Source organism: Myxococcales bacterium, assembly GCA_016720545.1.
In the GTDB taxonomy this organism is placed as follows: domain Bacteria; phylum Myxococcota_A; class Polyangia; order Polyangiales; family Polyangiaceae; genus JAAFHV01.
Genome location: JADKKK010000007.1, coordinates 63,483 through 88,778, shown reverse-complemented (window position 1 = coordinate 88,778; position 25,296 = coordinate 63,483). Strand labels below are relative to the sequence as shown.

Here is a 25,296-nt window from a genome sequence, read left to right as displayed (position 1 = left end):
CTTCGGGCCGCACGAGTGCACGCGGGACCCGAGCAAGAGCTGCAAGTAGCCGTTCTGCAGCGTACGCCGCGTACGACAGCGGCGGCAGCGGCTTCGGTTCACCCCTTGGGCTCGCGGAGCGACGGCACGTGGAGGTCGTCGAGCATGCGAAAGAACGAGCCGTCGCGGGCCGCACGCCGGCGCGACTGCGCCTGCTCGTCGCTCAGGGTGGCGCGCACGCGGAGCGCCTCGACGCGCAGCTCGCCAGCGGTGGGCCACCGCTGCTCGCGGTCGTAGGCGAGGGCCTTGTCGACGAGGGTCACGAGGGCCGGCGGCGCCTCGGGGGCGGGCACCGCGAGGGAGCGCGCCGGCTGGGTGGCCGCGGCGAACCAGGCCGAGTAGTCGTCCTGGCCCTCGTGGACGCGCTCGCCCACGAGGCACTGGAAGAGCACCGCCCCCAGCGAGAAGACGTCGGCGCGCCCGTCGACCACGCTCGCGCCCTGCGCCTGCTCGGGCGCCATGTACGCGGGGGTGCCGAGCAGCGACCCGGCCGCGGTCTTCATGGCGATCGCGCGGCTCTTGCCTACGCCGAAGTCGAGGAGCTTCACGCCGGCGGCCGTGAGGAACACGTTCGGCGGCTTGAGGTCGCGGTGGACGATGCCCGCGCCGTGGACCTGGCTCAGCGTGTCGGCGAGCGCGATGGCGATGTCGAGCGACTCGCCGATCGTGAGGCACCCCTCCTCCGCGAGCCGGTCCTCGAGGGTCTGCCCCGCGAGCAGCTCCATGACGAGGTAGGGGCACCGGTCGGCCTCGGAGACGCCGTCGTCGACCACGACGCACACGCCGGGGTGCTTCACGCTGTTGGCGAGGTAGGCCTCCTCGAAGAACCTCGCGACCGCCACGTCGTCGGCGGTGAGCGGGCGGTGGAGGACCTTCATCGCGAAGCGCGTCCCGCGGTCGTCGGCGACAGCGTAGACCGTGGCCATCCCGCCGAGGCCGATGATGCTCTCGAGGAGGTATTTCCCCACGCGCGTTCCGACGCGCCTGTCCTTGGTCACGGGTGTCGCCATGTGCCCCTCTCGACGTCGCCTCGGGGCCAGGCTACCACGCGGCGCGCTCGCTCGACGCGGCTCGACGCGGCACGCTCATTCGCCGCGCTCGAGCACGCGGTAGAGCCCCTGGCGGCTGAGGCCGAGGGCGCGGGCGGCCTCGCGCTTGTTGCCGTCGGCGGCGGCGATCGCGCGACCCACGAGCTCGCGGAGCTCGGCCTGGTGCCTCGCGCGCAGCGCCGAGAGCGTGGTCTCGCGGAGCTCGCGCTCGGCGCGCGGACCTCCCGCGGGCGCGCGCGCCATCGCGGCGGTGATGTCGGGGCGCCCGATCACGAGGCCGTCGGCGAGGGCCGCCGCCGCGCGGAGCACGTTGCCGAGCTCGCGGACGTTCCCGGGCCACGCGTGCTCGGTGAGCGAGGTGAGCGCCGGCACGTCGAGCGTGTGGGCGCGCGTGCCGGGCTCGCGCGCGAGGAGGGCCCGCGCGACGAGGGGGATGTCCTCCATGCGCTCGCGGAGCGAGGGCACGGGCACGGTCAGCGCGGCGAGGCGGTAGTACAGGTCCTGCCGGAAGGCGCCCCGCTCGACGAGCTCCGGCAGCGCGCGGTGCGTCGCGGCGACGACCCGGAGGTCCACCTTGCGGGCCCGACCACCCCCGAGCGCGCGCACCTCCCGGTCCTCGAGGACCCGGAGCAGCTTGACCTGCATTTGTGGAGTCATTTCAGCGACTTCGTCGAGGAACAGCGTCCCGCCCTCGGCCTCCTCGAAGAGCCCGCGGCGGGCGCGCTCGGCCCCCGTGAACGCGCCGCGCTCGTGGCCGAAGAGCTCCGCCTCGAGCAGCGGCTCGGGCACGGCGCCGCAGTTGATGGCGACGAAGGGCCCTCGAGCGCGCTCGGAGATCTGGTGGACGAGGCGCGCGAACAGCTCCTTGCCGGCGCCGGTCTCGCCGAGGAGCAGCACGCTCGTGGCGCTGCGGGCGGCGCGCGCGAGGGTCGCGACGCTCCCGAGGAGCGCGGGAGACTCGCCCACGAGACCGACGCTCGTCATCGCGCGGCGCACCGGCTCACTGACCCGCGCGTCCGCGGCTGTGGAGGCCCCATGGGCGCGCTGCTCGGCGAGGCGGCGCTCGATGCGGCGGAGCAGGCGCCGGAAGGGGGCGCGGTGCTCGGTGGGCGTGCGGTCGACGAGGCGAGCGCGCAGCACGGGCAGCGTCGCGCGGGCGAGGCTCCCGATCGGGTCGGGCTCGCTCACGAGGGCGGCGCACGCCTCGTGCTCCACCCGGCCCGCCGCGCCGCTCCCCGCGATCGCGAGCGCGCCGAGCCAGCGGAGGAGCCAGGCCCCGGGCGGTCCGGCCCGCGCCGCGAGCGCGAGGGCCTCGGCGGCGTGCAGGCGAATGCCGGCGTTCGCCTGGGGCCCCATCAGGGCTATCCCCACGCGCTCCGCCTCCGCGCGGCCGCCGAGCGCGAGGTGGGCGTCCGCGCGCACCTTCTCCAGCGCGAACCGCACGGGCCGCAGCAGCGCGGGGAGCGCGAGCCCCTGCTCGGCGAGCGCGACGGCGCGGCGCGGGTCGCCCGTGCCCTCGAGGGCGAGCGTCGCCTCCAGGGCGAGGTGCTGCGCGCGCTGCCACGACGGCGCGTCGTCGTCGAACGCCGCCTCGCCCAAGATGGCGTCGGCCGCTGAGAACGCGCCCACGTCGAGCAGGGTCTGCACGCGCGCGTGGCGCAGCGCCCAGTCGGCGTGCCCGCCGGCGCCCCCATCCGCGAGGTCCGCGGCCTGGCCGAGCACCACGAAGGCCTCCGAGAAGCGGCCCGCGGCGCGGTGCACGCCCGCCAGGTTGTAGAGTACACGAAATGCGCGCGACGGCGGCAGGTCGTCGAGCGGCGTCGCGAGGAGCAGCTCGAACGCCTCGCGGGCGCGCTCGTGATCGCCGAGCCGGCCGAGCAGCAGCGCATAGTCGGCGAGCACCACCCGCTCGGTCGCGGGATCCTTCGCGCGGGCCGCGAGGGTGCGCGCGCGGGCGGCGTGCTTCAGCCCCGCGATGTACTCGCCGGCCGCGCGGCGCACGTCGGCGAGCACGAGCTCCCCGAGCGCCTCGTCGCGGTACGAGCGCGCGGTCCGGGCGACGCGCACCGCCTCGGCCGCGACGCGCTCGGCCTCGGTCGCGTCGTCGTCGAGCAGGAGCGCCGTCGCGAGCAGCCGGCGGCTCGCGGCGCGGGCGCCGTCGCGCGGGTCACGATCGGCGCGCGCCACCGCGCGCTCCGCGAGCGCGCGCGCGCCGCGAAAGTCTGCGCGGTCGAGGGCGGCCTGCGCGGCCACGAGGAGGTCCTCGCAGGTGGCGCCCGGGACGGGCAGGCCCCGCGCGGCGCGGGATCGTTCGCGGGACATGTGTCCGAATGGTGGACACTCTCGCGCGGCGCGGTCAAGTGGGTTGACGTTTGGGCGGGCCGCTACTCGGCTGGGGAAGGCGCCTCGCTCGGGCCCGGGGGCGAAGCCTTGATGCCGAAGAGGCGCGCGAGGTGGCCCTTCGTGTTCTCGATGGTGAGGTACACGACGGGCACGACCACGAGCGACAGGATGGTGGAGCTGATGACCCCACCGATGACGGCGATGGCCATCGGCGAGCGGAACTCGCTGCCTTCTCCGTTGGACGTCGCTGTCGGGAGCATGCCGAGGATCATCGCGGCGCTGGTCATGAGGATGGGCCGGAGGCGCTCTGGGCCCGCCGCGAGGATGGCCTCGAGCGGCGTGTCGCCGTGCTCACGCACCCGCACGAGCGCGCGGTCGAGCAGCAGGATGGCGTTCTTGGTGACGAGCCCCATGAGCAAGATGATGCCGATCATCGCGCCCATCGCCATGGTGCGCTGGGCGATGAAGAGGCCGTAGAACGCGCCCACGAAGCCGAGCGGGAGCGTGAGCATGATCGTGAGCGGGTGGATGAAGCTCTCGAACTGCGACGCGAGGATGAGATAGATGAAGATGATGCCGAGCCCCATGGCCGCGCCCATCGAGCCGTTCGTCTCGGTCATCTGACGGATCTGCCCGTCGAAGTGGTAGCTCGCGCCCGGGGGCAGCTTGATCTTCGCGAACGCGGCGGTGAGCTCGGGCACGATCTCGCCGAGCGATCGGCCCTTGGTCGAGGCCCAGATCACGATCTGGCGCTCGCGATCCTCGCGCTCGATGACGCTGGGGCCCTCGCCGCGCTCGACGGTCGCGAGATCCGCGAGCGCCATCGGGCCGCTCGGGGTCTGCACGGTCATGCGGAGCACGTCGTCGACCGTGGCGCGGTCGCCCGACCGGAGGCGCACGCGGATGGGCACCTCGTCTTTGCCCTGCCGCATCTTGCCGGCCTCGTCGCCCTCGACCGAGGCGCGGAGCGCGAGGGCGATCTGCGCCACGGGCACGCCGGCGCGCGCGGCCTTGTCGCGGTCGACGCGCACGCGGAGCTCGGGCTGGCCCGGGCTATATTTGACCTGGAGGTCAGCCATGCCGGGGATGGCGCGCATGGCCTGCTCGAACTCGTGGGCGAGCGGCGCGAGCTCGTCGTAGGTGGCGCCCCGCACCTGGACCATGATGGGCGCCTCGGTGGCGGCGCCCTCGACGAAGGGCGGGTCGGTGACGGTGATCTTGGCGCCGGGCATCGCGGCGTACGCGATGTCGCGGGCGCGGTCTTTCAGGTCGGCGAGCGGAACGTCGCGGTGGCTCTTCGGCACGGTGACCACGCGCCAGCGCACCTTGTTCACCTCGCCGGCCGCGCCGAGCGTGGAGAGCACGGTGATGAACCTTTTGTCCTCCAGCACCTTGAGCTCGGCGGGGAGCGACAGGCGCGCGGTCTCGTCGAGCTTGGTGCCGGCGGGCAGCTCGGCCTCGAGCACGAACTGGCCGCGGTCCTCCTGGTTGACGAACTCGTTGCCCATGAGGCCGGCGACGGGGCCGATCGAGAACAGCGCCAGGAACGCCCCGAGCCCGACGACGATCTTGTTCCGGAGCGCGAACCCGAGCACGCGGCGGTAGACGCCCTCGATCCCCTCGAAGACGGCCAGGAACGGCCGCTTGAGGGGCATGAACGGGTCCTTCGCGCCGGCCACGTGCGCCTTCGAGAAGCGGCTCGAGAGCATGGGGTCGAGCGTGAACGCCACGAAGAGCGACACCAGCACGGCCGCGGTGATGGTGAGCCCGAACTGGCGGAAGAACTGGCCCACGATGCCGCTCATGAACGCGACGGGCACGAACACGGCGACGATGGTGAGCGTGGTCGCGAGCACCGAGAGCGAGATCTCGCGGGTGCCCTCGAGCGCCGCGCGCCGGGGCTCCACCCCCCTCTCCAGGTGCTTCGAGATGTTCTCGCGCACGACCACCGCGTCGTCGATGAGGAGCCCAATCGCCAGCGAGAGCGCGAGCAGGGTCATCATGTTGAGCGTGAAGTGCAGCGCGTACATCACGAAGAACGTGGAGACCACGCTGGTCGGCAGCGCGACCGAGCTGATCAAGGTCGAGCGCAGATCGAGCATGAACATGAGGATGACCAGGATGGCCATCGCGCCGCCGAAGAGGATGGCGACCTCCACCTCGTGCGCGTTCTCGCGGATGAACTTCGACTGGTCGACGATGACCGAGGCCTTGTACCCCTCGGGGAAGGTGCGCTCGAGCCCCGCGAGCTTCGCCTTCACGAGGTCGGCGACCGCGACGGTGTTCTTGCCCGACTGCTTCACCACGTCGAACGACACGGCCTGCGAGCCGTTCGCGCGGATGCGCATGCGGAGCTCTTCGTAGCCGTCCTCCACCTGTGCGATGTCGGAGAGGCGCACGCTCGAGCCGTCCTTCGTGGTCGCCACGATCGTGTCGCGGATCGCCTCCACCGTGCGGAGCTCGCCCACGGTGCGGACGCTGATCTCCTTTACGCCCTCGTCGAAGTGACCGGCGGGCACGTTCAGGTTCTGCGCGCGCAGCTGCTGGAGGATGGCGATGGGCGAGAGGTGGAGCGCGTCGATGCGCGCGAGGTCGAGGTCGACGTGCACCTCGCGCTCGGCGCCGCCGAGCACGTTCACCGCGGCGACGCCCTCCACCTGCTCGAGCGAAGGCTTGATGACGTCGCGCGCGAACTTCGCGGTCTCCGAGAGCGAGCGGCCGCCGCCCTCGAGGGTGTAGGTGATGACCGGCGCCGCACCCACATCGATGCGGCTGATGAGGGGCTCTTTGGTCTCCGTGGGGAGCTTGTAGCGGGTCTGCGCGACGCGCTCGCGCACCTCGGTGGCGGCCTGCTGGATGTCGACGTCGAGCTTGAAGAGGACGATGACCTGCGACGCGCCCTCGCGCGAGTAGGTCTTCACGCGGTCGATGCCGTTCAGTGAGACGACGGCCTCTTCTAGCGGGCGCGTGACGAGCTGCTCGACCTCGCCGGGCGCCGCGCCGGGGTACGGCACGGTGACGGCGACGACGGGGAACGACACGTCCGGGAAGAGGTCGGTCCCGAGCTGGGTGTAGCCCATCACCCCGAGCACCATGAGGGCCAGGGTGACCATCACGGTGAAGACCGGGCGATTGATGGCGATCGATGAGATGTTCACGGGCGGATCTCCAGAGGCGTGGTCTGGCGCGTCACTTTTTGTCGGGCGAGGGCGCGGCGATCTCCACCGGGTCGCCCTCGTGCAGGTCGTCGGAGGGGCTCAGCACCAGCTGGTCGGTCGGCGCGAGGCCGCCGGTCACGATCCACGAGCCGTCGGTGTCCACCGACTGGACCACCCGCACGCGCTGCGCCTTCCCGCCGACGACGCGCACGACCTCGTTCTGCGAGCCGACCCGCCGCGCCGCGGCCGGCACGCGCAAGGCGGCCACTTCTTCTGTGCCGTCGATCTGCGCGCGCACGAAGCCATAGCCGAGCAGCTTCGCGCTCGCGTCGGTGGGGACCTCGATCTCGACGGGCGCGCGGCGCGTGGCCTGGTCGAGCGAGGGCACGAGCGCGATGACCTTCCCCACGACCTTGTGGCCTTGGTAGGCGATCGTGACGGGGGAGCCGAGGCGGACGATGCCCACGTCTTGCTCGCTCAGCGTGGCGCTCAGGCGAAAGCGCGTCACGTCCTCGAGGCGAATCAGCGGGACGCCCGGGTTCACCACGCTGCCGATCGCCGTCGGGGCCCGGGTGACGACGCCGGCGAAGGGGGCGACGATGGAGTGCATGCCGGCGCCCTGCTGCGCGAGGTTCGTCGTCGCGCGCGCGCCCTCGAGCTGGGCCCGCGCGAGCGCGACCTGCTGCCGCGCCTGCTCGGCCTGGGCCTCGGGGATCGACTTGGTGGCGATGAGCGCGTCGGTGCGGCGGAGGTTGTCTTCGGCGATGGCGAGGTTCGCCTCGGCGGCCTTGGTCTGCGCCACGGCCTGGTTCACCTGGGCGCCGGCGCGCGAGGCGTCGAGCACCGCGAGCAGCGCGCCGGCCTTCACCGTGTCGCCGGTGGCGACGTTGAGCTTCACCAAACGCCCCGGGGTCTCGAAGCCGATCTCGGCCTCTCGCCAGGGCTTGAGCGTGCCCGTGAGCTCGACCCGCGGCTTCCAGCGCATGGGGGTGGGCGACACGACAGAGACGGGCGGGCGCTTGGCCAGCGCGGCGGCCGCGACGGTGCGCTCCTCCGAGGTGTCCTTCCGCTTCTGGAGGGCCTGGGTCACGCGGAGGCCCATGATCCCCGCGAGGCCGAGCCCCGCCACCAGACCGACGATGAGCACGACGCGGCCGCCGCCGCCCCCCCCCTTGGAGGGCGCGGGCGCCTCCGACGAGGTGGTGGGGTAAGAGTGTCCGGGCTCCAACTGGGGGCTGCCTGTATGCATGGGTTTTCTGTGTAGTTTCGTGCTTGTAACAGTGACTGAGCGGGCCTCAGCTCGACGGGCGCCTCGGCCGAGCGACGCGCCGCGCCGCGCCGGCCGCGCGGTGGCTGGACTCTGAGGTCGGCAGGGTCACCCGGGAAGAGGGGGCCCTCGGGATCGTGCTCGCTTTGTGATCGGCGGTGAGGCCGAGCGCGAACACGCGGTGCGTGGCGAGGAGCCAGTCGCGCAGCGGAGGCTTGCGCTCGCTCGCGAGCATGGCCTTGGCGAGCTCCCCGTGCGCGCCCACGATCAACGTCGCGACGAGCTGGGGGTCGAGGTCGGCCCGGTAGAGGCCGCGGCGCATGAAGAGCTCGACCCAGCCCTTCGCGTTGCTGAGGAGATCGCGGTGGAACGCCTCGAAGAGGTAGGCGTAGTCGCCCTTGCAGGTGTGCAAAATGGCCAAAATCGCGCGATTTTGCCACAAGAACTCGAAGAGCTCGACGTTCTCGTCGACGCCACACTCCGCGATGTCTTGGCCCTGCTTGCTGTCGAGCAGCTCAGCCGAAGGGCTGCGCAGCAGGCTGCCGCACCGCGCGAGGAACGCCTCCACCACCTGGAGGAACGCCTCCTCCTTCCCGGAGAAGTGCAGATAGAACGCCCCCTTCGAGACGCCCGCGAGGCGCGCGATCTCTTCGACCTTCGCGGACTCGAGGCCCTTCTTGGCGAAGACCTCCTCGGCGGCGCGGAGCAGCGAGATGCGGGCGGTGGGATCGGCGACGCGAGACATTGTGACCGGCTGGTCAGTTATAGGCACGCCTCGGGCGGAGGCAAGCCGGGGCGACACATTCGTCGCGCTCTTTTTTTGGCCCACCCCGGCGGCGCGTGCGACCACCTACTCCGATGACCAGTCGTGCCGCACCCGAGCTCGTTGAAATCCGCAAGGCCGCCGAGGAGCTCGCGAAGGGGCGAGGCGAGCGCTTCTCGACCGCGCACGTGCTCGCGGCGCTCTCGGCCAGGCCGGGGGACGTATCGCAGCTCCTGGCCGACAGGCGGCTCGACGGCGACACGCTGCTGCGGGCCGCGCGCGTCGCGACCGACGGCTCGCCCGACGCGCTCCTCCGCGCCGTGACCCGCGCGCAAGACTTCGCGCAGCGGGCGGTCCAGCGCGCTCCGCTCGCGCGCGGCGAGAAAGACAGCCGGGCGCCGAACGCGCTGCACCTCCTGTTCGCGCTCTGCCAAGACACCACGTCGGCCGCGTACCGCGCGATGGTCCAGTGCGGCACCGACGTCTCGAAGGTGCGCTCCGCGGCGCTCCAGCTCGCGACGGGCGCGAGCCTGCCCCGGAGGCCTTCTGCGCCGCCGCCGCCCGCCAGCCCCCCCAGCCCAACGACCCAGCTCCAGCGTGCTCCAGCGCCGCTCACGAGGACCGCGGCCCCCACCCGCCCGGCGCCGCGCCTCTCGTCGGAGCCCCCGGCCTCGGCCGGCCCCACCGCGCTGCCAGGAGAGGCCCGGCCCGTCGTGGGGACGCGGGCGCCCCGCCGCGGCGAGCCGAAGCGCACAGCGCTGCCCGCGCACGAGCTGGATCCAAAGCAGTTTCCGCTACTTACGTCCCTTGGTCGGGACCTCACCAAGCTGGCCCGCGAGGGCGCCTTGGACCCGGTCGTCGGGCGCGACGAGGAGGTCGAGCGTACGCTCGACGTGCTCGCGAAGCGCACCGCCAACAACCCCTGCCTCATCGGCCAGGCGGGCGTCGGCAAGACCAGCGTCGTGCGCGGGCTGGCCCAGCGCATCGCCGCGGGCGAGGGTGTGGCGTCGCTCGATGACCGGCTGGTCATCGAAATCGAGCTCCCGCAGCTCTTGGCCGGCACGGGCGTGCGCGGCTCGCTCGCCGAGCGCCTCGGGCAGCTCCGCGCCGAGGTGAAGCGCGCGCAGGGCAAGGTCGTGGTGTTTTTCGACGAGGTGCACACGCTGTTCGGGCCCGACGCCGGCGACGAGGCCCAGGCCGAGCTCAAGCTCGCGCTCGCGCGGGGGGAGCTGCCGTGCATTGGCGCGACCACGACCGAGGAGTACCGCCGGTTCATCGAGTCGGATCCGGCGCTCGCGCGGAGATTCACCCCGGTCGAGGTCGTCGAGCTCGGCCCGGAGGAGGCGTTCCTCGCGATCGAGCAGGTCGCGCCGCTCTACGAGGCGCACCACGCGGCGAAGTACCAGCCGGAGGCGCTCGCGCGGGCGGTGACCTGGAGCGTGCGCTACCTGCCGGGCCGCGCGCTCCCGGACAAGGCCATCTCCATCCTCGACCTGGCGGGCGCGCGCGCGCGCCGGCGCGGCGGCCACGAGATCACGCCGGAGGGCGTCGCCGAGGTGGTGGCGGAGCTGTCGGGCGTGCCCGAGGAGCGCCTGCTCGAGACCGACGGCGACCGGCTGCTCCGCTTCGAGCAGCTGCTCGCCGAGCGGATCGTGGGGCACTCGTCGGCCCTCGCGAAGGTCGCCACGGTGCTCCGCCGCAACGCCTCCGGGTTTCGCTCGAAGCGCCCGGTGGGCACCTTCCTCCTGCTCGGGCCGACCGGCGTGGGCAAGACCGAGACGGCGAAGGCGGTCGCGGAGTGCCTGTTCTTCAGCGAGAGCGCGATGACCCGCATCGACATGAGCGAGTACGCGGAGGCGCACGCCATCGCCCGGCTCGTCGGCGCCCCGCCCGGGTACGTGGGCCACGACTCCGGGGGCCAGCTCACCGAGGCGGTTCGCCGCAGGCCCTACCAGGTGATCTTGCTCGACGAGATCGAGAAGGCCCACCGCGACGTGCTCGAGGGCTTCCTCCAGGTGTTCGACGAGGGGCGCCTAACGGACGGGCGCGGGCGCACGGTCGATTTCACCAACACGGTGCTCCTCCTCACCTCGAACATCGGCGCGCACGTCTCCGACGACGAGACCCGCGAGCGCGGCCGGATCGGCTTCGGCAAGCGCGGCTCGACCCCACGGGACGCCACACGCTACGAAGAGGCGATGGCCGAGGCCGCGCGCGCGGCGCTGCCGCCAGAGCTCTACAACCGCCTCGACGAGGTGCTCGCGTTCGCGCCCCTCGAGCGCGCCGACGTGGCCGAGGTCGCGCGGCGCATGCTTCGGGGCCTCTCGGGCGACCTCGAGCGGCAGCGCGGGGTGTCGCTCACGATCACCGAGGACGCGATCGAGGTGCTCCTCGACGCGGGCGGCTTCGACCGTGCGCTCGGCGCGAGGCCCATGCGGCGTACCCTCGGACGCCTCGTCGAGGCGCCCGTGGCCGAGATGCTCCTCCGCGGCGAGCTCACGCGGGGCGACGCGGCCCAGATCGGCGTCGAGCGCGACCGCATCGTCATTCTGCGCGCGCCGCGAGGCCGCGCCCCGCGTGACGCGCCGCTCTCGATCTCCCTGTAGCGCGACCTCGGCTCCGCCGGGCTTCCGCCCGCCACCCCGCGTTTGGCGCCGCTGTGCGTCAAGCGCACGCGACGTGCTGCCGAGTGTTGCGGGGTGCTCTGGTGTGCGCTAGACGGCCGCTCCATGCGACGCTGGCACTTGTTTCCGCTCTTTGGGTCCCTGCTCCTCCTCGCCTGTGGCTCGACCAGCGGTGTCCCGACCGAGGGCGAGGTCAGCGACGAGGTCACGGCCGAGGCGGAGGACGCCCTCAAGGCGGACGGCCGGTCCACGTTCTATTTCGCGCGCCACGACGATCGCCGCTGCGCCTCGCCCATGTGCGGCGGCGCGTGGGTCCGACGCGTGAACTACCCCACCACCCGCTGCTCCGACGGCACCTACCAGGCCGAGTGCTACGTCTCGGAGCTCCGGCTCCCCGCGGACGTGGCCGAGGTCCCCACGGCGCAGGCGCTCTACCGCGGCACGATCGGCACCAAGACCTACTCGGGCATCGGCCGCTTCGGCGTCTTCAAGGCGACCGAGGTGTGGAGCCCCGACGCCGACACGGTCGACGAGCCATCGACGTCGGCGGGCACGTTCTATCGCGTCGAGGCGTCCGGCGTCGTGTGCGTGCGCGCGCCCTGCCCCAGCCTCCGGCAGGGCAAGCTAAACTCGACCGCCCGCCCGACGAGCCTCACGGTGCTCGATCTCTCCGGCGCGCCGGGCACCGCGGCGCAGCACCGCGCGGCGGCGTCGGAGGCCCTCACCTCGGCCGTGCTCGCCGTCGGGACGAACATCCTCGGCAAGGACGGGCTGCAGCTCACCGCGACCCAGTACTACCGCCGCGTGCAAGCGGCCGCGCCGGTCGAGGGCAAGGCCGACGGCGACACCTGCGCCGACACGAGCGAGTGCGCGGGCGGCCTCGAGTGCTGCTACCCGTGCGGCATCCAGGGCTGCGTGAACCGCTGCATGCCGCCCGCGCCCGGCGGCGGCTGCCCCCTGTTCCCCTGAGCTTGTGCCCTGAAGTTCGCCCGCGACGCGAATTCTGGCCTCGCCAGCGCCACCCCTCAAGGGGCGAGCGTGATGGCGCGCCGGTAGCGCTCGCGACGAGCGGGATCTCGAAGGATTTCATAGGCTTCCTCGAGCACCACGGCGATGTGCTCGACGTCTTCGCGGAGGTCGGCCGTGGCCGCCGTGAGCATGCGAGAGGGCTCGAACTCGCGGCGTAGCGCGAGGTAAGCGCGCCGCACCTCGTAGCCCGTCGCGTCGTGACCGAGGCCGAGCACCGCGAAGTAGTCGCCGTCTTCGACCGGCGCCATTCGGGCGCGCACGCGGGCGCGGATGGCCTCCTCGTCGAGGGCGAGGACATCGCCTTCGGGGACGTCGTCTTCGCGGTCGCGCTCGCGGGCGCGGTCGCGCTCGAGCCGCTCTCCTCGATCGCTCCGACGCGGCGCGCCGAGCGCGCGCACGACGACGAGCGCGCCTAGCAGCACGAGGGCGAAGGCGATGGGGAGCGCGTCGGCGTTCGACTCGAGGACCTCGGCCACGGTGCGGCCCTTCGCCGCGTCCAGCGCCCGCGCGTCGTCGGGGGCGAGGTGGGCCTCGACGACGAGCTTCGCGTTGGGCCCGTCGGCGAGCTTCACGTCCACGCCGAGGCGCTCCGCCGCCACCGCGGGATCGAAGACGCTGCGGACCGCCTCGACGAACGTCGCGACGCCGGGGGCGCCGCCGAACACGTTGGGCTCAGTCTTCAAACGCCCCGTGAGCTCGACCTCCAGCGTCGCGGTGCCACCCGCCACACGCAGGCACGCCGCCAAGACCCACTCGGCGTGGGCGCGAAGCACGGGCCAGAGTTGGTCCTGCACGAGGTGGCCGTGCGCCACCAGCGCCGCCCCCGCGTGGCGGCCGTAGGGAGGCAGCTTGGGCCGAAGCTGCGCGGCGACGTCACGGGGCAGCTCGCCCCGCTTGCTCAGGAAGGCCACCAGCGACTCTTCCTCTTCGCTCGAGGCGGCGGTGACGATGTCGCCCTCGCGCAACAGCACGCGACGGAGGGTGCCCTCCGACGCGAAGGCGAGCGCGCCCGAGAGGCGCCCGGAGATGGCCTCCGCCAGGGCCCGTGGTGCGTCGAGGCTCCCGAGCACGACCGTCTTGCCCGCCTCGCGCAGCGGGAGAGGAGGCAGCGTCAGAGCGCGCTCGCTCGCTCGCGGCGGAGACGGCACGGCGGCGGTCATGGGCGGAGGGGCGGGCGGCGGCGGGCGCTCGGCGACGCGGGCGCGCCCCAGCCCGTCGCGTGGCGTGGGCGGCAGCTCGCTGTCCCGAGACGGCGTCGGGGGCCGGCTCGGCCGCGGGGGCTTCGCGGTGACCCGGCGTTCATCCCGCTCCTGTTCCTCGCGCTCGTGGCGGAGCCGCTGCTCGGCCTCTTGGCGTTCGCGTTCGCGTTCGCGTTCGAGGCGCAGCCGCTGCTCACGCTCGGCCTCGTGCTTCTGCCGCTCTCTCTCTCGCTGCTCGCGCTCCGCCTCGTGGCGCTCGCGCTCACGCTCGTGCGCCTCGCGCTCGCGCTCACGCTCGTAAGCCCGGGCGCGGTCGCGCTCCAGCTCGTGGGCCAGCTCCCGGGCACGCTCGATCTCGCGGGCGCGGTCGTGGGCCTCGCGCTCCACCTCGAGCTCGCGCTCGCGGACACGCACGAGGTCGCGCGCCTCACGCTCGCGGCGCAGCGACGTCTGGCGATCTCCAGTGCCCGTCCGGGCGCCCGTGCCAGTGCCGCTCGAGGTCCCGCCCTTCGCCGGGCCGACGATCGCGTCGAGCTCGTCGTCCTCGTCGATGGGCTCGTCGAGCGAGTCGAGGAGATCGGCAGGCAGCACGGCCTCGAGCTCCTCTTCCGGCGACAGCGGCCCCTCGGTGTGACCCTGCACGCGCTGCTCGGCCTGGGCAAGCATGAGCTCGAGCTCGGGGCTGAGCGGGTTCACGAGGGACGGGCGCGCGGCGGGGAGCAGCGATGGACCGCTGAGCGGCGCCGGCGGCATGAGGCCCGCGGCCCCGTGACCGGAGCGGGCGGTGTGCGGCTCCGACTTGAGCGGCGCGGAGGGGACGCTCGGCGCGGCGGGCGGCTGGGACGGGCTGCGAAAGTTCGACGGCGGCAGCGTGGGCCGCGTCGCGCGCCGGGGCGCCGGCGGGCCGAGGACCTGCTCGATCGCCGAGAGGAGCGCGGGCTCTTCGATGGGTCGCCTGAAAAACCTCGTAATTCCGACGCTTTGCGCGTGTGCAACGTCCCGGATTGCGCCCGCCTGGCGGCCGAAGGCGAACACGCCGATAGGGGTCGGGTGGGCGAGCTCGCGGAGCTTGCCCAAGGTGTCGATCGCGGCCTCTTCGTCGGCGTCGAGCAGCACGAGCGCGGGCGGCTGCACCGTGACCCTCTCGCGGAGCAGCGAGAGCGGCACGTCGACGACGGTGTACCCGAGCATGCGCGCCCTCTGGGCCACGCCCTCGAGCTCGGCCGACGCGTCGGTGAGAAAGATGAGGCCCCGGTCCCCCGCCAGGGCGGGAGACTCGACTTCGGGCGGGCGGCTCGGGCGGGGCTCCTGGGACACGGCGTGCTTCGAGCCTTAGCTTGGGTCGTGGCTGTCGGGAAGGTGATCACTTCGGGTCGCGGGCGCCGGCGCCGGCGCACCGGCCGGGACGCCGCGCGAGAACAGCCGCCCGAGGAACCGGCCGAAGCGCGGCAGGAGGCCGGCGGCGTAGATGAGCGCGAAGATGAACGCGGTGAGGCCGAACTCGGCCCGGGTCATGCCCAGGATCATGGGGGTCCGTGGTGGGAGAGCGTGGCTGAGCGATCCCGAAAGAGGATGTCTTCTTCGCGAACAACATCTTTACCACGGGTCGCCGGCTGGGTCAGATTGCCGGCAATGAGCGCGAACGACGCGGAAGACGGCGGGCTGCCGCAGCCGCCCGAGCACGCCGCGCGCGACGTCGTCTACGTGCGGGAGCCAGGCGGGACGGCGAGCCGCGTCCCGATCGCGGCGCTGACGCACGGCGACCGGCCGGCGCCCGTGCGCGTGTCCGCGCACACCGAGGTCGCGATCTCGGCCCGCGGGCCCTTCGAGCCGCTCGCCTTCGCGGTCGCGCGCGACGCCGCGATGCGCTCGCGGCTCGCCGCGGGGCTGAACCTCCCGATCGTAGGGGCTTATTCGCGGCTCCGGCCCTTCTTTTACGTGGGCCTCGTGCCGTTGCTCATGCTCGCCGAGCTCGACCGCGAGATGCTCCACGGATACCACGGCGCGCGGGTGCGCCTCGCGCTCGGCCTCGCGTTCGCCGTGGGCATGGCGGTGGATTTCGCGCGGAGGGTGCCGCGCCACGCCGGGGCGTCGGCGGCGGTGCTGCTGTGGGTGGCCGCGCGCTACGCGCACATCCTCGCCGTCACCTGCGGCCGCACCGAGAACGCGGCGGTCGGCGTGTTCGCGCCGGCGCTCGCCGTGGGCGTGGCGCTCACGCTGCTCGCGCGGGCGCCCAGCGGGAACCGGCTCACCGAGGCGATCCTCGACAGGCTCGGCGTCGACCCCTCCGAGGTGGTGCGCGTGCGCCTCGGCGAGCCACCGTCGCGCGCGCTCGTGGCCACGAGCGTCGGCGCCGCGGTCGCGCTCCCGCTGCTGCTCGCCGCGATGAACCGCGCGGGGGCGGGCCTCTGGACCACGGGGCTCACGCTCGTGCTCTACGGCGCCGTCGTCCCAGACCTCGTCACGCGCCTCCTCGAGCGCCCCGCCAGCCCTGCGCCCCCCGCGCCCCCCACGCCGCGCGCGCGCTTCGGTCGAATCGCGCTCGCGGCCACGGTCGGGTTCGCCCTCACCTACGGGCTCGTGTCCGGCGCACACCGCAGCTTCGACGCGGGGATTTACCTGCAGCGCTGTACGCACCCGGACGCGTTCGAGCGCGAGGGGCGTCGCCTCCTCGAGGCGGAGACGCGCGAGGTCGAGCGCGGCGTCGCGCGCGCGAAGGACCGGCTGCCGATCCTGCTCATGACCGTGCTCGCCGTACCGCTCGCCGAGGAGCGCCTCTACCGAGGGCTCCTCCAGCGCGTGCTCACGCGACGCTACGGCGAGCGACGCGGGCTGGTGGCCGCCTCGCTGTTGTTCGGCGCCGCGCACCTCGCGGTGTACCGCGTGGCGTCCTACCAGGCCGCGCTGCTCGGGTTCGGGTTCGGGACCGCGTGGGTCGGGGGCGGCCTGCCCGCCTCGCTCCTCGCACACGCGGTCTGGAACGCGCACCTGCTCTTGTGAGCCCGTTCCCCGAACGGCACACCTACGCAACCCACGTAGTTCTCGAACAACGCCGGGCCGCGGGTGGACTCAGCCGAGGACCTTGTCGACCAGGAGCCCGCGGATGCGGTGGGTCTCGGGGAAGCCCGACCCGACCAGCGGCCGGCAGTACGAGTAGAACGCGTCGGTCACGCCGTTGCCGGCCTCGTTGATGAACGCGTCGGGCATGGTCTTGGTCTTCGCCGCGACCTCCTCGACGGGGACGAGGTCGTACTCGACCGAGTAGTTCAGCACGGGGCGCCGGAGCACGATCGAGCCGTCGACGTTGTCCCACATGGCGAACTGCACGGCCTTCTCGCCCACCTCGCGCGCCTCGTGCGCGTCGCGGTCGGACACGCACCCGACGAACGAGCGCTGGAGGTACCCGAACGTGTCGGAGCGGACCCGCTTGATGCCGAGGCGCTGCTTCACCGTGCCGGCGAGCAAATCGGCGAGGGCGCCGGTGCCGGAGAGCTCCACGTTGCCGTGGGCGTCGCGCTCCCGCTCGACGAGCGTGGTGAGGATCGGCGTGTGGTTCGCGTCGGCGATGCCCTCCGACACCGAGACGATGCAGCGCCCGTGACGCGCGTAGACCTCCTGCACCTCGCCGAGGAAGCGGTCGAGCGAGAAGGTGCGCTCGGGCACGTAGATGAGGTGCGGCCCCTCGTCGACGTACTTGCGCGCGAGCGAGGCCGACGCCGCGAGGAACCCGGCGTGCCGGCCCATGATGACCGCGATGTACACGCCAGGCAGCGCGCGCGTGTCGAGGTTGATGCCCATGAAGGCCTGCCCGACGAAGCGCGCCGCCGAGCCGAAGCCCGGGCAGTGGTCGTTGATGACCAGATCGTTGTCGATGGTCTTGGGGATGTGGATCGCGCGGAGCTCGTAGTTGGCCGCGTCGGCCTGGTCCTTGACGATGCGCACGGTGTCGGAGGAGTCGTTCCCACCAACATAGAAAAAGTAACGAATATCATGCGCTTGCATCACCTTGAACATGCGCGCACAGTACTCTTCGTTGGGCTTCTCGCGGGTCGACAGCAGCGCCGACGAGGGAGTGTTCGCGACGCTCTCGAGGTTGTGCGTGGTCTCCCGGGTGAGGTCCACGAACTCCTCGTTCACGATGCCCTTCACGCCGTGGAGCGCGCCGTAGACGCGCGTCACCTGGGTGAACTTGCGGGCCTCGAGCACGGCCCCCACGAGGCTCTGGTTGATGACGGCCGTCGGGCCGCCGCCCTGCGCGACGAGGACCTTCCCTTCGAGTCTGCTCATGGTGTCTCCAGTTCCTTTTGTCCGGGTACTGCCCGTACTGCCCTGCCCGATCTCTCATGAAACGGCCGGCCTGACCACACGTGAGGCGAGGCGCGCAGAGCAGCCTCGAGGCGACGAGGCTCACCACCGTCGCCGTGAGCATCAGCGCTAGAAACATGACGACCCCCGAGAGCGTCGCCCCATGCGACGCTCACCTGCTCACCCCTGCGCGCCCCCTGCTCACCCCCTGCTCGCCCCCTGCTCACCCCCTGCTCACCCCCTGCTCACCCCCTGCTCACCCCCTGCTCACCCCCTGCGCGCCCCCTGCGCGCCCCCTGCGCGCCCCCTGCGCGCCCCCTGCTCCCCGCCCTGCTCGCGAGGTACACCCGCCATGACACGAACCTCGACCCCCTCTCTGTCCTCACCCCCTTCCGCCGCGCTCGCCGGCCGCTGGCCGTTGCCGTACTACGCTGTCATTTTCACCTCCGTTCGCGCGGCTCGAGACGAGGGCTACGGCGACACGGCGAACCGAATGCTCGAGCGCGCCCGCACGCAGCCGGGCTTCCTGGGGATCGACTCCGCCCGGGACGGCGTGGGCATTACGGTGAGCTACTGGCAGACTCTGGAGGCGATCGCCGCGTGGAAGCGCGACAGCGAGCACCTCGCGGCGCAGGAGGCCGGCCGCCGCGCGTGGTATGTCGCGTACAACACGCGCGTCGCCAAGGTGGAGCGCGAGTACGACTTCGCAGCGACGTAGGGAGCACCCCGGCGTCGAACCGCTCGTGCGACCGGGCGGGGGCGGCTACGCTCTCAGGCATGGGATACCTCCGCCACGCGCTCGCCGTCTCCGCGCTCGCGCTCGCCGCCTCCGCGCTCGCCTGTAGCCGGGCCGAGCGAGCGCCCGCGACGGCCAAGTCCCAGGAGCCGCCCACCAGCGGCATGGCCCCGGGGTCACCGCCCGTGGCCGCCGCGCCGCTGCCCACCACCGAGCCACGGAAGGAGCCGCCGGCACCGCAGCCGCCACCGCCACCGCCACCGCCACCGGGCGGCAACCTGAAGGGGGCGGGCGGAGGCCGCCCGGGCGGCGGGACAGTCTCCGCCGGGACGGCGCAGGTGTCGGGCTCGCTGGCGCCCGAGGTCATCGCGCGGGTGGTGCGCCAGAGCTTCGATCGCATGCAGGCGTGCTACTCGACCGGGCTCCGCGCGAACCCCACGCTGCAGGGCCGCGTGAGCGTCAAGCTCGTGATCGGGAAGAACGGGGGCACCAAGTCGGCCGCGGTCGCCTCCACCGATCTCGCCGACAAAGAGGTCGCGACCTGCGTCGCCAAGGTCTTCGGGAGCCTCTCGTTTCCGCAGCCCGAGCGCGACGAGGTGACGGTGGTGTACCCGATCGCGTTCAGCCCGGGCGAGGCGCCGTAGGCGCGCGCGCGGCCTGTCAGGGCACGATCTTCATGGCGTACCGCTCGAGCGCGCCGGTCGACACCAGAGAGCCGTCGCTGAACTTGCAGAAGCCGTCCTCGCCGCCAGGGCCGCGCCCGTTCAGCAGCTCGTTCTTCAACGCCTGGCACACGCGCGCCCCGGGGCTCATCCGGCCATCGAGCAGCGCCTTCTTGATCGGCACCACCTCGCCCGCCTTCAGCGTGCGGAGCGCCTCGCAGTCGAGGGCGGCGCCCCGGAGACAAGAGGCCTTCGAAAGGGTGATGCGTGGGCCAGCAAACATGAGAAAATCGGTGGGACCGAGCTCCTCCAGGTTCCACGACTCCACCTTGGCCTGCGCGGGATCGAGCTCGGGGAAGGTCGCGCCAGCGCGCGCCCGGGAGCAGCCCGCCAAGGCCCCCGCGAGGGTGAGCGCAGCGAAGATCGCGCTGGCCGGCGTCGCGAGGCGTGGGAGGCAGCGTGGGTCGGTCATCGGGACGCCTGTCGAGAGAGAGTGAACGTGCTGCAGCCCGAGCTCCCCAGGCGCCCCTGGAAGCCCGCGGGCCCAAGGGTACCTTCGAGGTCGGCGGCGTCGAGATCGTCAGACTCGTCGGTCCAGTCGCCGGCCTCGAGGCGCATGCGGTGCGTCGCGGCGGCGTACGTGCCCGTGACCCTGTAGGTGCCCGTGCTCGCGCCACGCGCGCTCACCTGCACCGTGCCGGTCACGTCTTCGCCGTCGAGCCCCTCGACGTGCAGGACGAGCGTCCGCGGCGTCCGCCGGCAGATCGCGGTGCCACGAAAGACGTCTCCGGCGTGGAGCATCTCGCCGGTCTCCCCGCGGATCGCGCTGTCGGTCCCCGCGTCTTCGGAGGTGGGGAGCACGGCGGACTTCGCCCCCGTGGGCAGGATGGGCGCGTCGACCAGGGCGCTGCGCCCGCACGCCCAGATCCCGCCGACGGCCAGCAGCGCGCCGGCGAGCGAGAGGGTGCGCCGTGGGATCGTCGGCGGAGGGCTCACCCGCTCAGTTTACCAGGACGTCTCCCGCGGCGGGCGAATCCTGCGGCGCGGTCTCCGAGGGCGCGGTCGCCCGGGCACGCGCGGCGAGCACGCGCGCGACCTCCGCGTCCATCTCGCCGCGGGCGATCTTCCCCCACATGACGAAGTCGGCCTTGAGCGACCAGAGGGGGTAGGTGAACGTGGCAGGCCGGTTCTTCTCGATGAAGAAGTGGCTGACCCACGCGGGCCCGTAGCCACAGAGCGGAGCGACGGCGAGGAGCCAGCGCTTGCCGAAGAGGAGCCCGGCCGCGGCGCAGCCCACCGCCGCGGTGGTGCCGACGAAGTGGAGGGTGCGCGTCGACTTCTTCGCGTGCTCACCCACGTAGTACGGCCAAAACTCTTCGAAACTCCGGATTCGCTCGCTCGTGTTGGGTGAGCTCAAGGCGCGCCTCGCGTGGGGGACTGCGTGGGGGACTCGGACGAGTCGTGGGTCGATGTGTGCGGCGCCCAGCATGGCCTCGAGGCGCGCGTCGCGCAACCGGGCGCGCAAAGAACGCGCCGCCCCGCCTCGCGCGGGCGGGGCGGGGCGGGGCGGGGCGGGGCGGGGCGGGGCGGGGCGGGGCGGGGCGGGGCGGGCCGCGGGGCGATCAGTCGGCGGGGCTGAACGCGAGCGGGTAGACGACGGTCACCTGTCCGCCCGAAGGCGCGGGGAACGAGAGGTTCTGGAAGCTCCGCACGACGCAGTTCACCACCTCGGAGCTCGGCAGGTCCGAGCCGCCGTTCAGGCTGACGCCGACCGCGCCGTCGCGACCGATGACGAACTTGGTGACGACGCGGCCAGCGAGGGCGGGGTTCGTGCGCAGACCTGCGTCGTAGCAGTTGCGGAAGCGACCGAAGTTCGAGCGGACGATGCGCTGGATGACGTCCGCGGGGAGGTGTCCGTTCACCTCGGTCTTGAGCTCGCGGATGGGGCCAGGGCCCTTCGGCTTGTGCGCGCCGTTGACGTGGCCGCGCGAGTTGCCGAGCCCGTCGCGCCCCGGGCCGAAGCCCTGACCGTCGCCGCCGCCGAGGCCGTGGCCGAGCCCGCCGACCCGATCGAGGCCGATGCCCTGGCCGAGGCCGCCACCACCCTCCTCGTTGCCCGACAGGCCGAAGCCGCCGGCGCCGAGCGCGTCACCGATCGAGGGCGCCCACATGCTGCCCATGGCGCTCTTGGAGTCCGCGCCCTCCGCGGCGAAGGCGCCCCACTTGGCCGACGGGGCGTTCGGGTCGTTCGCCGAAGGACCGGCCGTGTTCGTGAGCAGGAGCTCCACCATGCCGAACTGCCGCGCGAGCTCGCGGTCGCTCTGCTGCACTTTGGGATCCTTCGACTCGCCCTTGAAGGCCCAGCGACCGCTGGTCGCCGCCGTGGACTTGCCCATGGTGCCCTCGGCGCCCTGGGCGCGCTCGCCCTTGCCGCCCGACTCGGCGGGGGTCGACTCGCCGCCGGACGAGCCGGGCTCCTCCTTCTGCTCCGCGGGCGCGCTCGCGTTCAGGTATTTCTGCATGAGGAGGAAGTTCTCGCGCGACGCGGACTCGGCGTCGTCCGCCGCCATGCTCGGCATGAAGTAGGCGAGGCTCGCGACGACGCCGAGGTGACCCACGAGGGAGAGGCCCACGTACTTGCTGACGGCCCCGGAGATCGCCCCGAGGAGGCCGACCGCGGCCGGCGCGCGGCCGGCGCGCACGCCGCGGACGACGTAGGAGATGTCGCTGCCGCGGAGGGTCACGCGGACGCTCTGGTCGGCGACGATGGGCAGCGCGAGCGTCTGGTCCGTGGCGGACGACGCGCGGCCGAGCGCGAGGAGGTCGGCGGCGCTCTGGGGAGCGGCGTCGCCGACGCGGACGGTGGCGTCCATGGGGACGATGACCTGCGGCGCGCCGCTGGAGGCGTCGACGAGGGACAGGCGCTCGCGGCCGAGCGTCTCGGCGGCGAGGACGAAATCCGCGCCCTCGCCCGACCCCACGATGAACCCCTTCCCGTCCGTCACGTGCGCGACCGACAGCACCGTCGCGCCCCAGAGCACCTGCACCTCGACGGCCGACGCCGGCGTCTCGAGCTCCTCCGCGGAGACCGCCGGACCCTGCGCGAACAGCGCGTAGCTCTCCTCGCCGACGGCGGGAGCGGCCACGGGGGCGGCCGCGACGGGCGCGGGCGAGAAGGGGTTCTGGGTGGGGGCGAAGGCGAACGACGGCTTGGAGAACGAGGTGGACATGGCTTGGCCTCACTGCCACACGGGCATGGAGATGCGCGTGGGCGCACGGTTCGTGGTTGGTTGGGTGGGAAGGCGCCCGGGCGCTCCGGGCTCTCGCCCTCGCCGCTTCATCGAACGCCTTCGTGCCTAAGGACAAGGCGTCGCCGAGAAGGTTCCGGGAGCTCGGAAAAAATCTCTCGCTACTCGGCCACGCGCTGGGGGCCGGACACGCTTACTCGTCCGTAACTATAGGAGATTTCCTTCACGTAGCGACCCTTGACGTCGACGGCTTTCGCGTGGATACGGCTCGGATCACCGGTCGTCTTCATCTCCGCCATGGCGCGCGGGAACACGAGCTGGGCGAGCACGCGGGGGGCGCTGTCGGCCGCGGTGAGCGTCGTGGAACCGGGTGGCTGCGCGCGCCCGACGACGAAGCCGCACCGGCGCGCAGGGCCTTCCGGCGTGCAGCCCCCGAACACGAGCAGGTCCTCGTTGCCTACGGGCTGCCAGATCCACGCGCGGTCGACCGCCAGGTCGCGGCTGCCCCACTCGGCCGTGTCGAGGAGAGGGAGGAGCGGCGCGGCGCGCTCTTCGGGCTTCGCGAGGAGGGTGAGGGTGTGGGCCGCCAGGTGCACGTCGAGGGTGACCTCGGCCGAGCTCGGGTCGCCCGCGCAGCAACGAAACCCAAACGACGCCTGTCGCTTGCTCGCGGGGCGCCCGATCGCGTTCGCGCAGCGACCGACGATCTCGCCGGCCTCGGCGTTTCCGCCGCGGAGCACCCCCATCGAAGGATCGTGGGTGCCGCGGCCCCAGGTGCTCTGGGTCCACTCCCACGCGCCCCCGTGCAGCTCGCGCACACCGAAGCCGCTTCGGCAGGCGGAGCGCTCACCGGACGGCCGACGGAAGCCGAGCTCGGCGGACTGACCCGTGCCACAGAGGGAGCTGCGGTAGGTGTCGCCGTACTCGTAGGTCGCGCTGTCGGGCCCCTTGCAGGCGCGCTCCCACTCGAGCTCGGTGCAGAGGCGCTTGCCCTTCTCGCCGCACAGGCGCGCCGCTTCGTCGCGCGAGACGTTGGGCTGCGGGATGGCGCCGGGCTCGTTCGGGAAGGGGAAAATGTCGATGTAGAACGGGCCCATCTCGACGGGGACGCCAGGCAGCTCCTCGGTGGCGATTCGCGGCGCGCGATCGAGCGGCGTGCCCGCGCGAAAGGTGCCCGCGGGGATGAACGCCATGCCGGGCCTCGGGGCGCCAGGGCGGGGCGCCGCGTCGAACCCGACGAGGGCGCCCCCGTCGCCCCCGGACGGGCCCGCGTCCTGGCCCGCGGCGCGGCAGCCGCGGCACCCCACGAGCGCGACGGCGACCGCGACCGCGACCGCCAGACGAGGGCATGTGCCGCGACGTCGGGTCGGCGGGCGCCCGCCGCAGACGTGCGGCGACCACATCAGTCGGCCTTCTCGGCGGCCTCGCGCAGGCCGAGCTCTTTCATTTTGAGCTGCAGGCCCTTCCGCGAGATCTTGAGGAGGCGCGCGGCGTGGGTCACGTTGCCGTTCGTCTGGGTGAGGGCGCGGCTCACGATGTCGCGCTCGAGCCGGCTCATGGCGACCTTCACGTGCTCCTTCAGGCCGGCCTCGCCGGAGAGGTTCACGGGCGCGGCCGACACGTACGGCGGCAGGGGCGTCGTCGTGTTGCCGTCACCGCGGAGCTCTTGGGGGAGGTTGGCCGCGGTGAGGTGCTGGCCGTCGCAGAAGAGCACGGCGCGCTCCATCACGTTCTCGAGCTCACGGATGTTGCCGGGCCAGCCGTAGGCGGCGAGCGCCTCGAGCGCCGCCGGCTCGAGCCCTTGCACGCTCTTCTTTAGGCGCTCGTTGAACTTGGTGAGGAAATGTTCGGTGAGGAGCGGGATGTCCGACACGCGCTCTCGCAGCGCGGGCAGCCGGATGGACACGACGTTGAGGCGATAGAACAGATCTTCTCGGAAGGTGCCCTGCGCGATGAGCTTCTTCAGATCGCGGTTCGTCGCCGCGACGAGGCGCACGTCGACGCGGATGGTCTTGATGCCGCCGACCCGCTCGAACTCGCTCTCCTGCAAGGCGCGCAGCAGCTTCACCTGCATCTCGATGGGGATCTCGCCGATCTCGTCGAGGAAGAGCGTGCCGCCGGACGCGAGCTCGAAGCGCCCCGGCTTGGACGAGACCGCGCCGGTGAAGGCGCCGCGCTCGTAGCCAAAGAGCTCGCTCTCGATGAGCTCCTTCGGGATGGCCGCGCAGTTCACCTTGATGAACGGCTTGCCGCGGCGGGACGAGTGGTCGTGGAGCGCGCGCGCGACGAGCTCCTTGCCCGTGCCGCTCTCGCCCGTGATGAGCACGGTGGTGGGGCTGTCCGCCACGCGCTCGAGCACCGAGTAGACCTCGTTCAGTCCCGAGGCGCTGCCGATGATGCCGAACCGCGCGCCCGGGACGAGGTTGGGAGACTGCGAGGCCTCTTGGCCGGCGAGGTGGCGCGTGCGGAGCGCCTTCGCGACGATCTGCCGCACCTCGTCTTTGTCGAAGGGCTTGGTGAGGTAGTCGAAGGCCCCGGTCTTCAGGGCCTCGACGGCCGTGTCGACGGTGCCGTGCGCGGTGATCATGACCACCGGCAGATCGGGGTCTTCGCGCAGCGCCTCGCGGAGCAGCGTCATGCCATCGACCCTCGGCATGCGCAGGTCGGTGATCATGAGGTCGATGTGGTGCTCGCGGAGGGTGGCGAGGCCCTCCTCGCCGTCCTCCGCGAGGAGCACGTCGTACCCGTCCCGCGAGAGCTGAGCGGCCAGGATCTTGCGCAGGTTCGGCTCGTCATCGACGATGAGGACCTGCTTCTTCTCGGGGAGCATGTGCGGCGGAGCTTACCAAACCCCGCGCCGATGCGCGCTGCCTT

Annotated in this window: 19 protein-coding genes; 5 read left to right on the top strand and 14 right to left on the bottom strand. The window is 72.6% G+C overall.

The features are described from left to right. Positions 1-98: 98 nt before the first annotated feature. From IPQ09_16140 to IPQ09_16120, 5 genes are all read right to left on the bottom strand, one after another. Complete coding sequence (locus IPQ09_16140) at positions 99-1,049, bottom strand: serine/threonine protein kinase (protein ID MBL0195726.1); 951 nt, start codon at positions 1,047-1,049, stop codon at positions 99-101. 75 nt (positions 1,050-1,124) lie between these two features. Beyond that, positions 1,125-3,410, bottom strand: a complete 2,286-nt coding sequence (locus IPQ09_16135; protein MBL0195725.1) for a sigma 54-interacting transcriptional regulator — start codon at positions 3,408-3,410, stop codon at positions 1,125-1,127. 62 nt (positions 3,411-3,472) lie between these two features. Then, positions 3,473-6,589 (bottom strand): efflux RND transporter permease subunit, encoded by a 3,117-nt coding sequence (locus IPQ09_16130; GenBank protein ID MBL0195724.1) that lies wholly within the window; start codon positions 6,587-6,589, stop codon positions 3,473-3,475. Between the two features lie 31 nt (positions 6,590-6,620). Further along, positions 6,621-7,838 (bottom strand): efflux RND transporter periplasmic adaptor subunit, encoded by a 1,218-nt coding sequence (locus tag IPQ09_16125; GenBank protein MBL0195723.1) that lies wholly within the window; start codon positions 7,836-7,838, stop codon positions 6,621-6,623. A gap of 46 nt (positions 7,839-7,884) precedes the next feature. Beyond that, positions 7,885-8,601, bottom strand: coding sequence for a helix-turn-helix transcriptional regulator (locus tag IPQ09_16120; GenBank protein MBL0195722.1), 717 nt, complete (start codon positions 8,599-8,601; stop codon positions 7,885-7,887). Positions 8,602-8,714: 113 nt separating this feature from the next. Between IPQ09_16120 and IPQ09_16115 the strand changes: the two genes are divergently transcribed. Next, a complete protein-coding gene (locus tag IPQ09_16115; protein ID MBL0195721.1) occupies positions 8,715-11,225 on the top strand; it encodes an ATP-dependent Clp protease ATP-binding subunit in 2,511 nt (836 codons plus the stop codon). A gap of 123 nt (positions 11,226-11,348) precedes the next feature. Continuing rightward, positions 11,349-12,212: a hypothetical protein gene (locus IPQ09_16110; protein ID MBL0195720.1), complete on the top strand. Its 864-nt coding sequence runs from the start codon at positions 11,349-11,351 to the stop codon at positions 12,210-12,212. 56 nt (positions 12,213-12,268) lie between these two features. On the opposite strand, the gene IPQ09_16105 is transcribed toward IPQ09_16110, so the two are convergent. Beyond that, positions 12,269-14,788: a hypothetical protein gene (locus tag IPQ09_16105; GenBank protein ID MBL0195719.1), complete on the bottom strand. Its 2,520-nt coding sequence runs from the start codon at positions 14,786-14,788 to the stop codon at positions 12,269-12,271. Between the two features lie 15 nt (positions 14,789-14,803). Further along, entirely contained in the window at positions 14,804-14,986 is a 183-nt protein-coding gene (locus IPQ09_16100) for a hypothetical protein (protein ID MBL0195718.1), read from the bottom strand. 117 nt (positions 14,987-15,103) lie between these two features. On the opposite strand from IPQ09_16100, the gene IPQ09_16095 reads away from it, so the two are divergent. Continuing rightward, positions 15,104-16,471: a CPBP family intramembrane metalloprotease gene (locus tag IPQ09_16095; protein MBL0195717.1), complete on the top strand. Its 1,368-nt coding sequence runs from the start codon at positions 15,104-15,106 to the stop codon at positions 16,469-16,471. A 69-nt stretch (positions 16,472-16,540) separates the two neighbouring features. Here the strand turns inward: IPQ09_16095 and IPQ09_16090 are convergent, their stop codons facing one another. Further along, positions 16,541-17,758, bottom strand: coding sequence for a 6-phosphofructokinase (locus IPQ09_16090; protein MBL0195716.1), 1,218 nt, complete (start codon positions 17,756-17,758; stop codon positions 16,541-16,543). Between the two features lie 370 nt (positions 17,759-18,128). Between IPQ09_16090 and IPQ09_16085 the strand changes: the two genes are divergently transcribed. Further along, positions 18,129-18,494 carry an antibiotic biosynthesis monooxygenase gene (locus IPQ09_16085; protein MBL0195715.1) on the top strand — a complete coding sequence of 122 codons (366 nt, stop codon included), beginning with the start codon at positions 18,129-18,131 and terminating at the stop codon, positions 18,492-18,494. A 59-nt stretch (positions 18,495-18,553) separates the two neighbouring features. Continuing rightward, a complete protein-coding gene (locus IPQ09_16080; GenBank protein ID MBL0195714.1) occupies positions 18,554-19,156 on the top strand; it encodes an AgmX/PglI C-terminal domain-containing protein in 603 nt (200 codons plus the stop codon). A 16-nt stretch (positions 19,157-19,172) separates the two neighbouring features. On the opposite strand, the gene IPQ09_16075 is transcribed toward IPQ09_16080, so the two are convergent. The 6 genes from IPQ09_16075 to IPQ09_16050 form a co-directional block, all read right to left on the bottom strand. Beyond that, positions 19,173-19,646 (bottom strand): hypothetical protein, encoded by a 474-nt coding sequence (locus tag IPQ09_16075; GenBank protein ID MBL0195713.1) that lies wholly within the window; start codon positions 19,644-19,646, stop codon positions 19,173-19,175. After that, positions 19,643-20,170: a hypothetical protein gene (locus IPQ09_16070; protein MBL0195712.1), complete on the bottom strand. Its 528-nt coding sequence runs from the start codon at positions 20,168-20,170 to the stop codon at positions 19,643-19,645. Before IPQ09_16070 ends, IPQ09_16075 begins: the two co-directional genes overlap by 4 nt. Positions 20,171-20,174: 4 nt before the next feature. Beyond that, on the bottom strand, positions 20,175-20,663 hold the full coding sequence (locus IPQ09_16065; GenBank protein MBL0195711.1) for a DUF962 domain-containing protein: 489 nt from the start codon (positions 20,661-20,663) through the stop codon (positions 20,175-20,177). 133 nt (positions 20,664-20,796) lie between these two features. After that, positions 20,797-22,404 carry an AgmX/PglI C-terminal domain-containing protein gene (locus IPQ09_16060; protein ID MBL0195710.1) on the bottom strand — a complete coding sequence of 536 codons (1,608 nt, stop codon included), beginning with the start codon at positions 22,402-22,404 and terminating at the stop codon, positions 20,797-20,799. 179 nt (positions 22,405-22,583) lie between these two features. Next, positions 22,584-23,825 carry an SUMF1/EgtB/PvdO family nonheme iron enzyme gene (locus IPQ09_16055; protein ID MBL0195709.1) on the bottom strand — a complete coding sequence of 414 codons (1,242 nt, stop codon included), beginning with the start codon at positions 23,823-23,825 and terminating at the stop codon, positions 22,584-22,586. After that, on the bottom strand, positions 23,825-25,252 hold the full coding sequence (locus tag IPQ09_16050) for a sigma-54-dependent Fis family transcriptional regulator (protein MBL0195708.1): 1,428 nt from the start codon (positions 25,250-25,252) through the stop codon (positions 23,825-23,827). The genes IPQ09_16055 and IPQ09_16050 overlap by 1 nt, the downstream gene beginning before the upstream one ends. Positions 25,253-25,296: the final 44 nt, after the last annotated feature.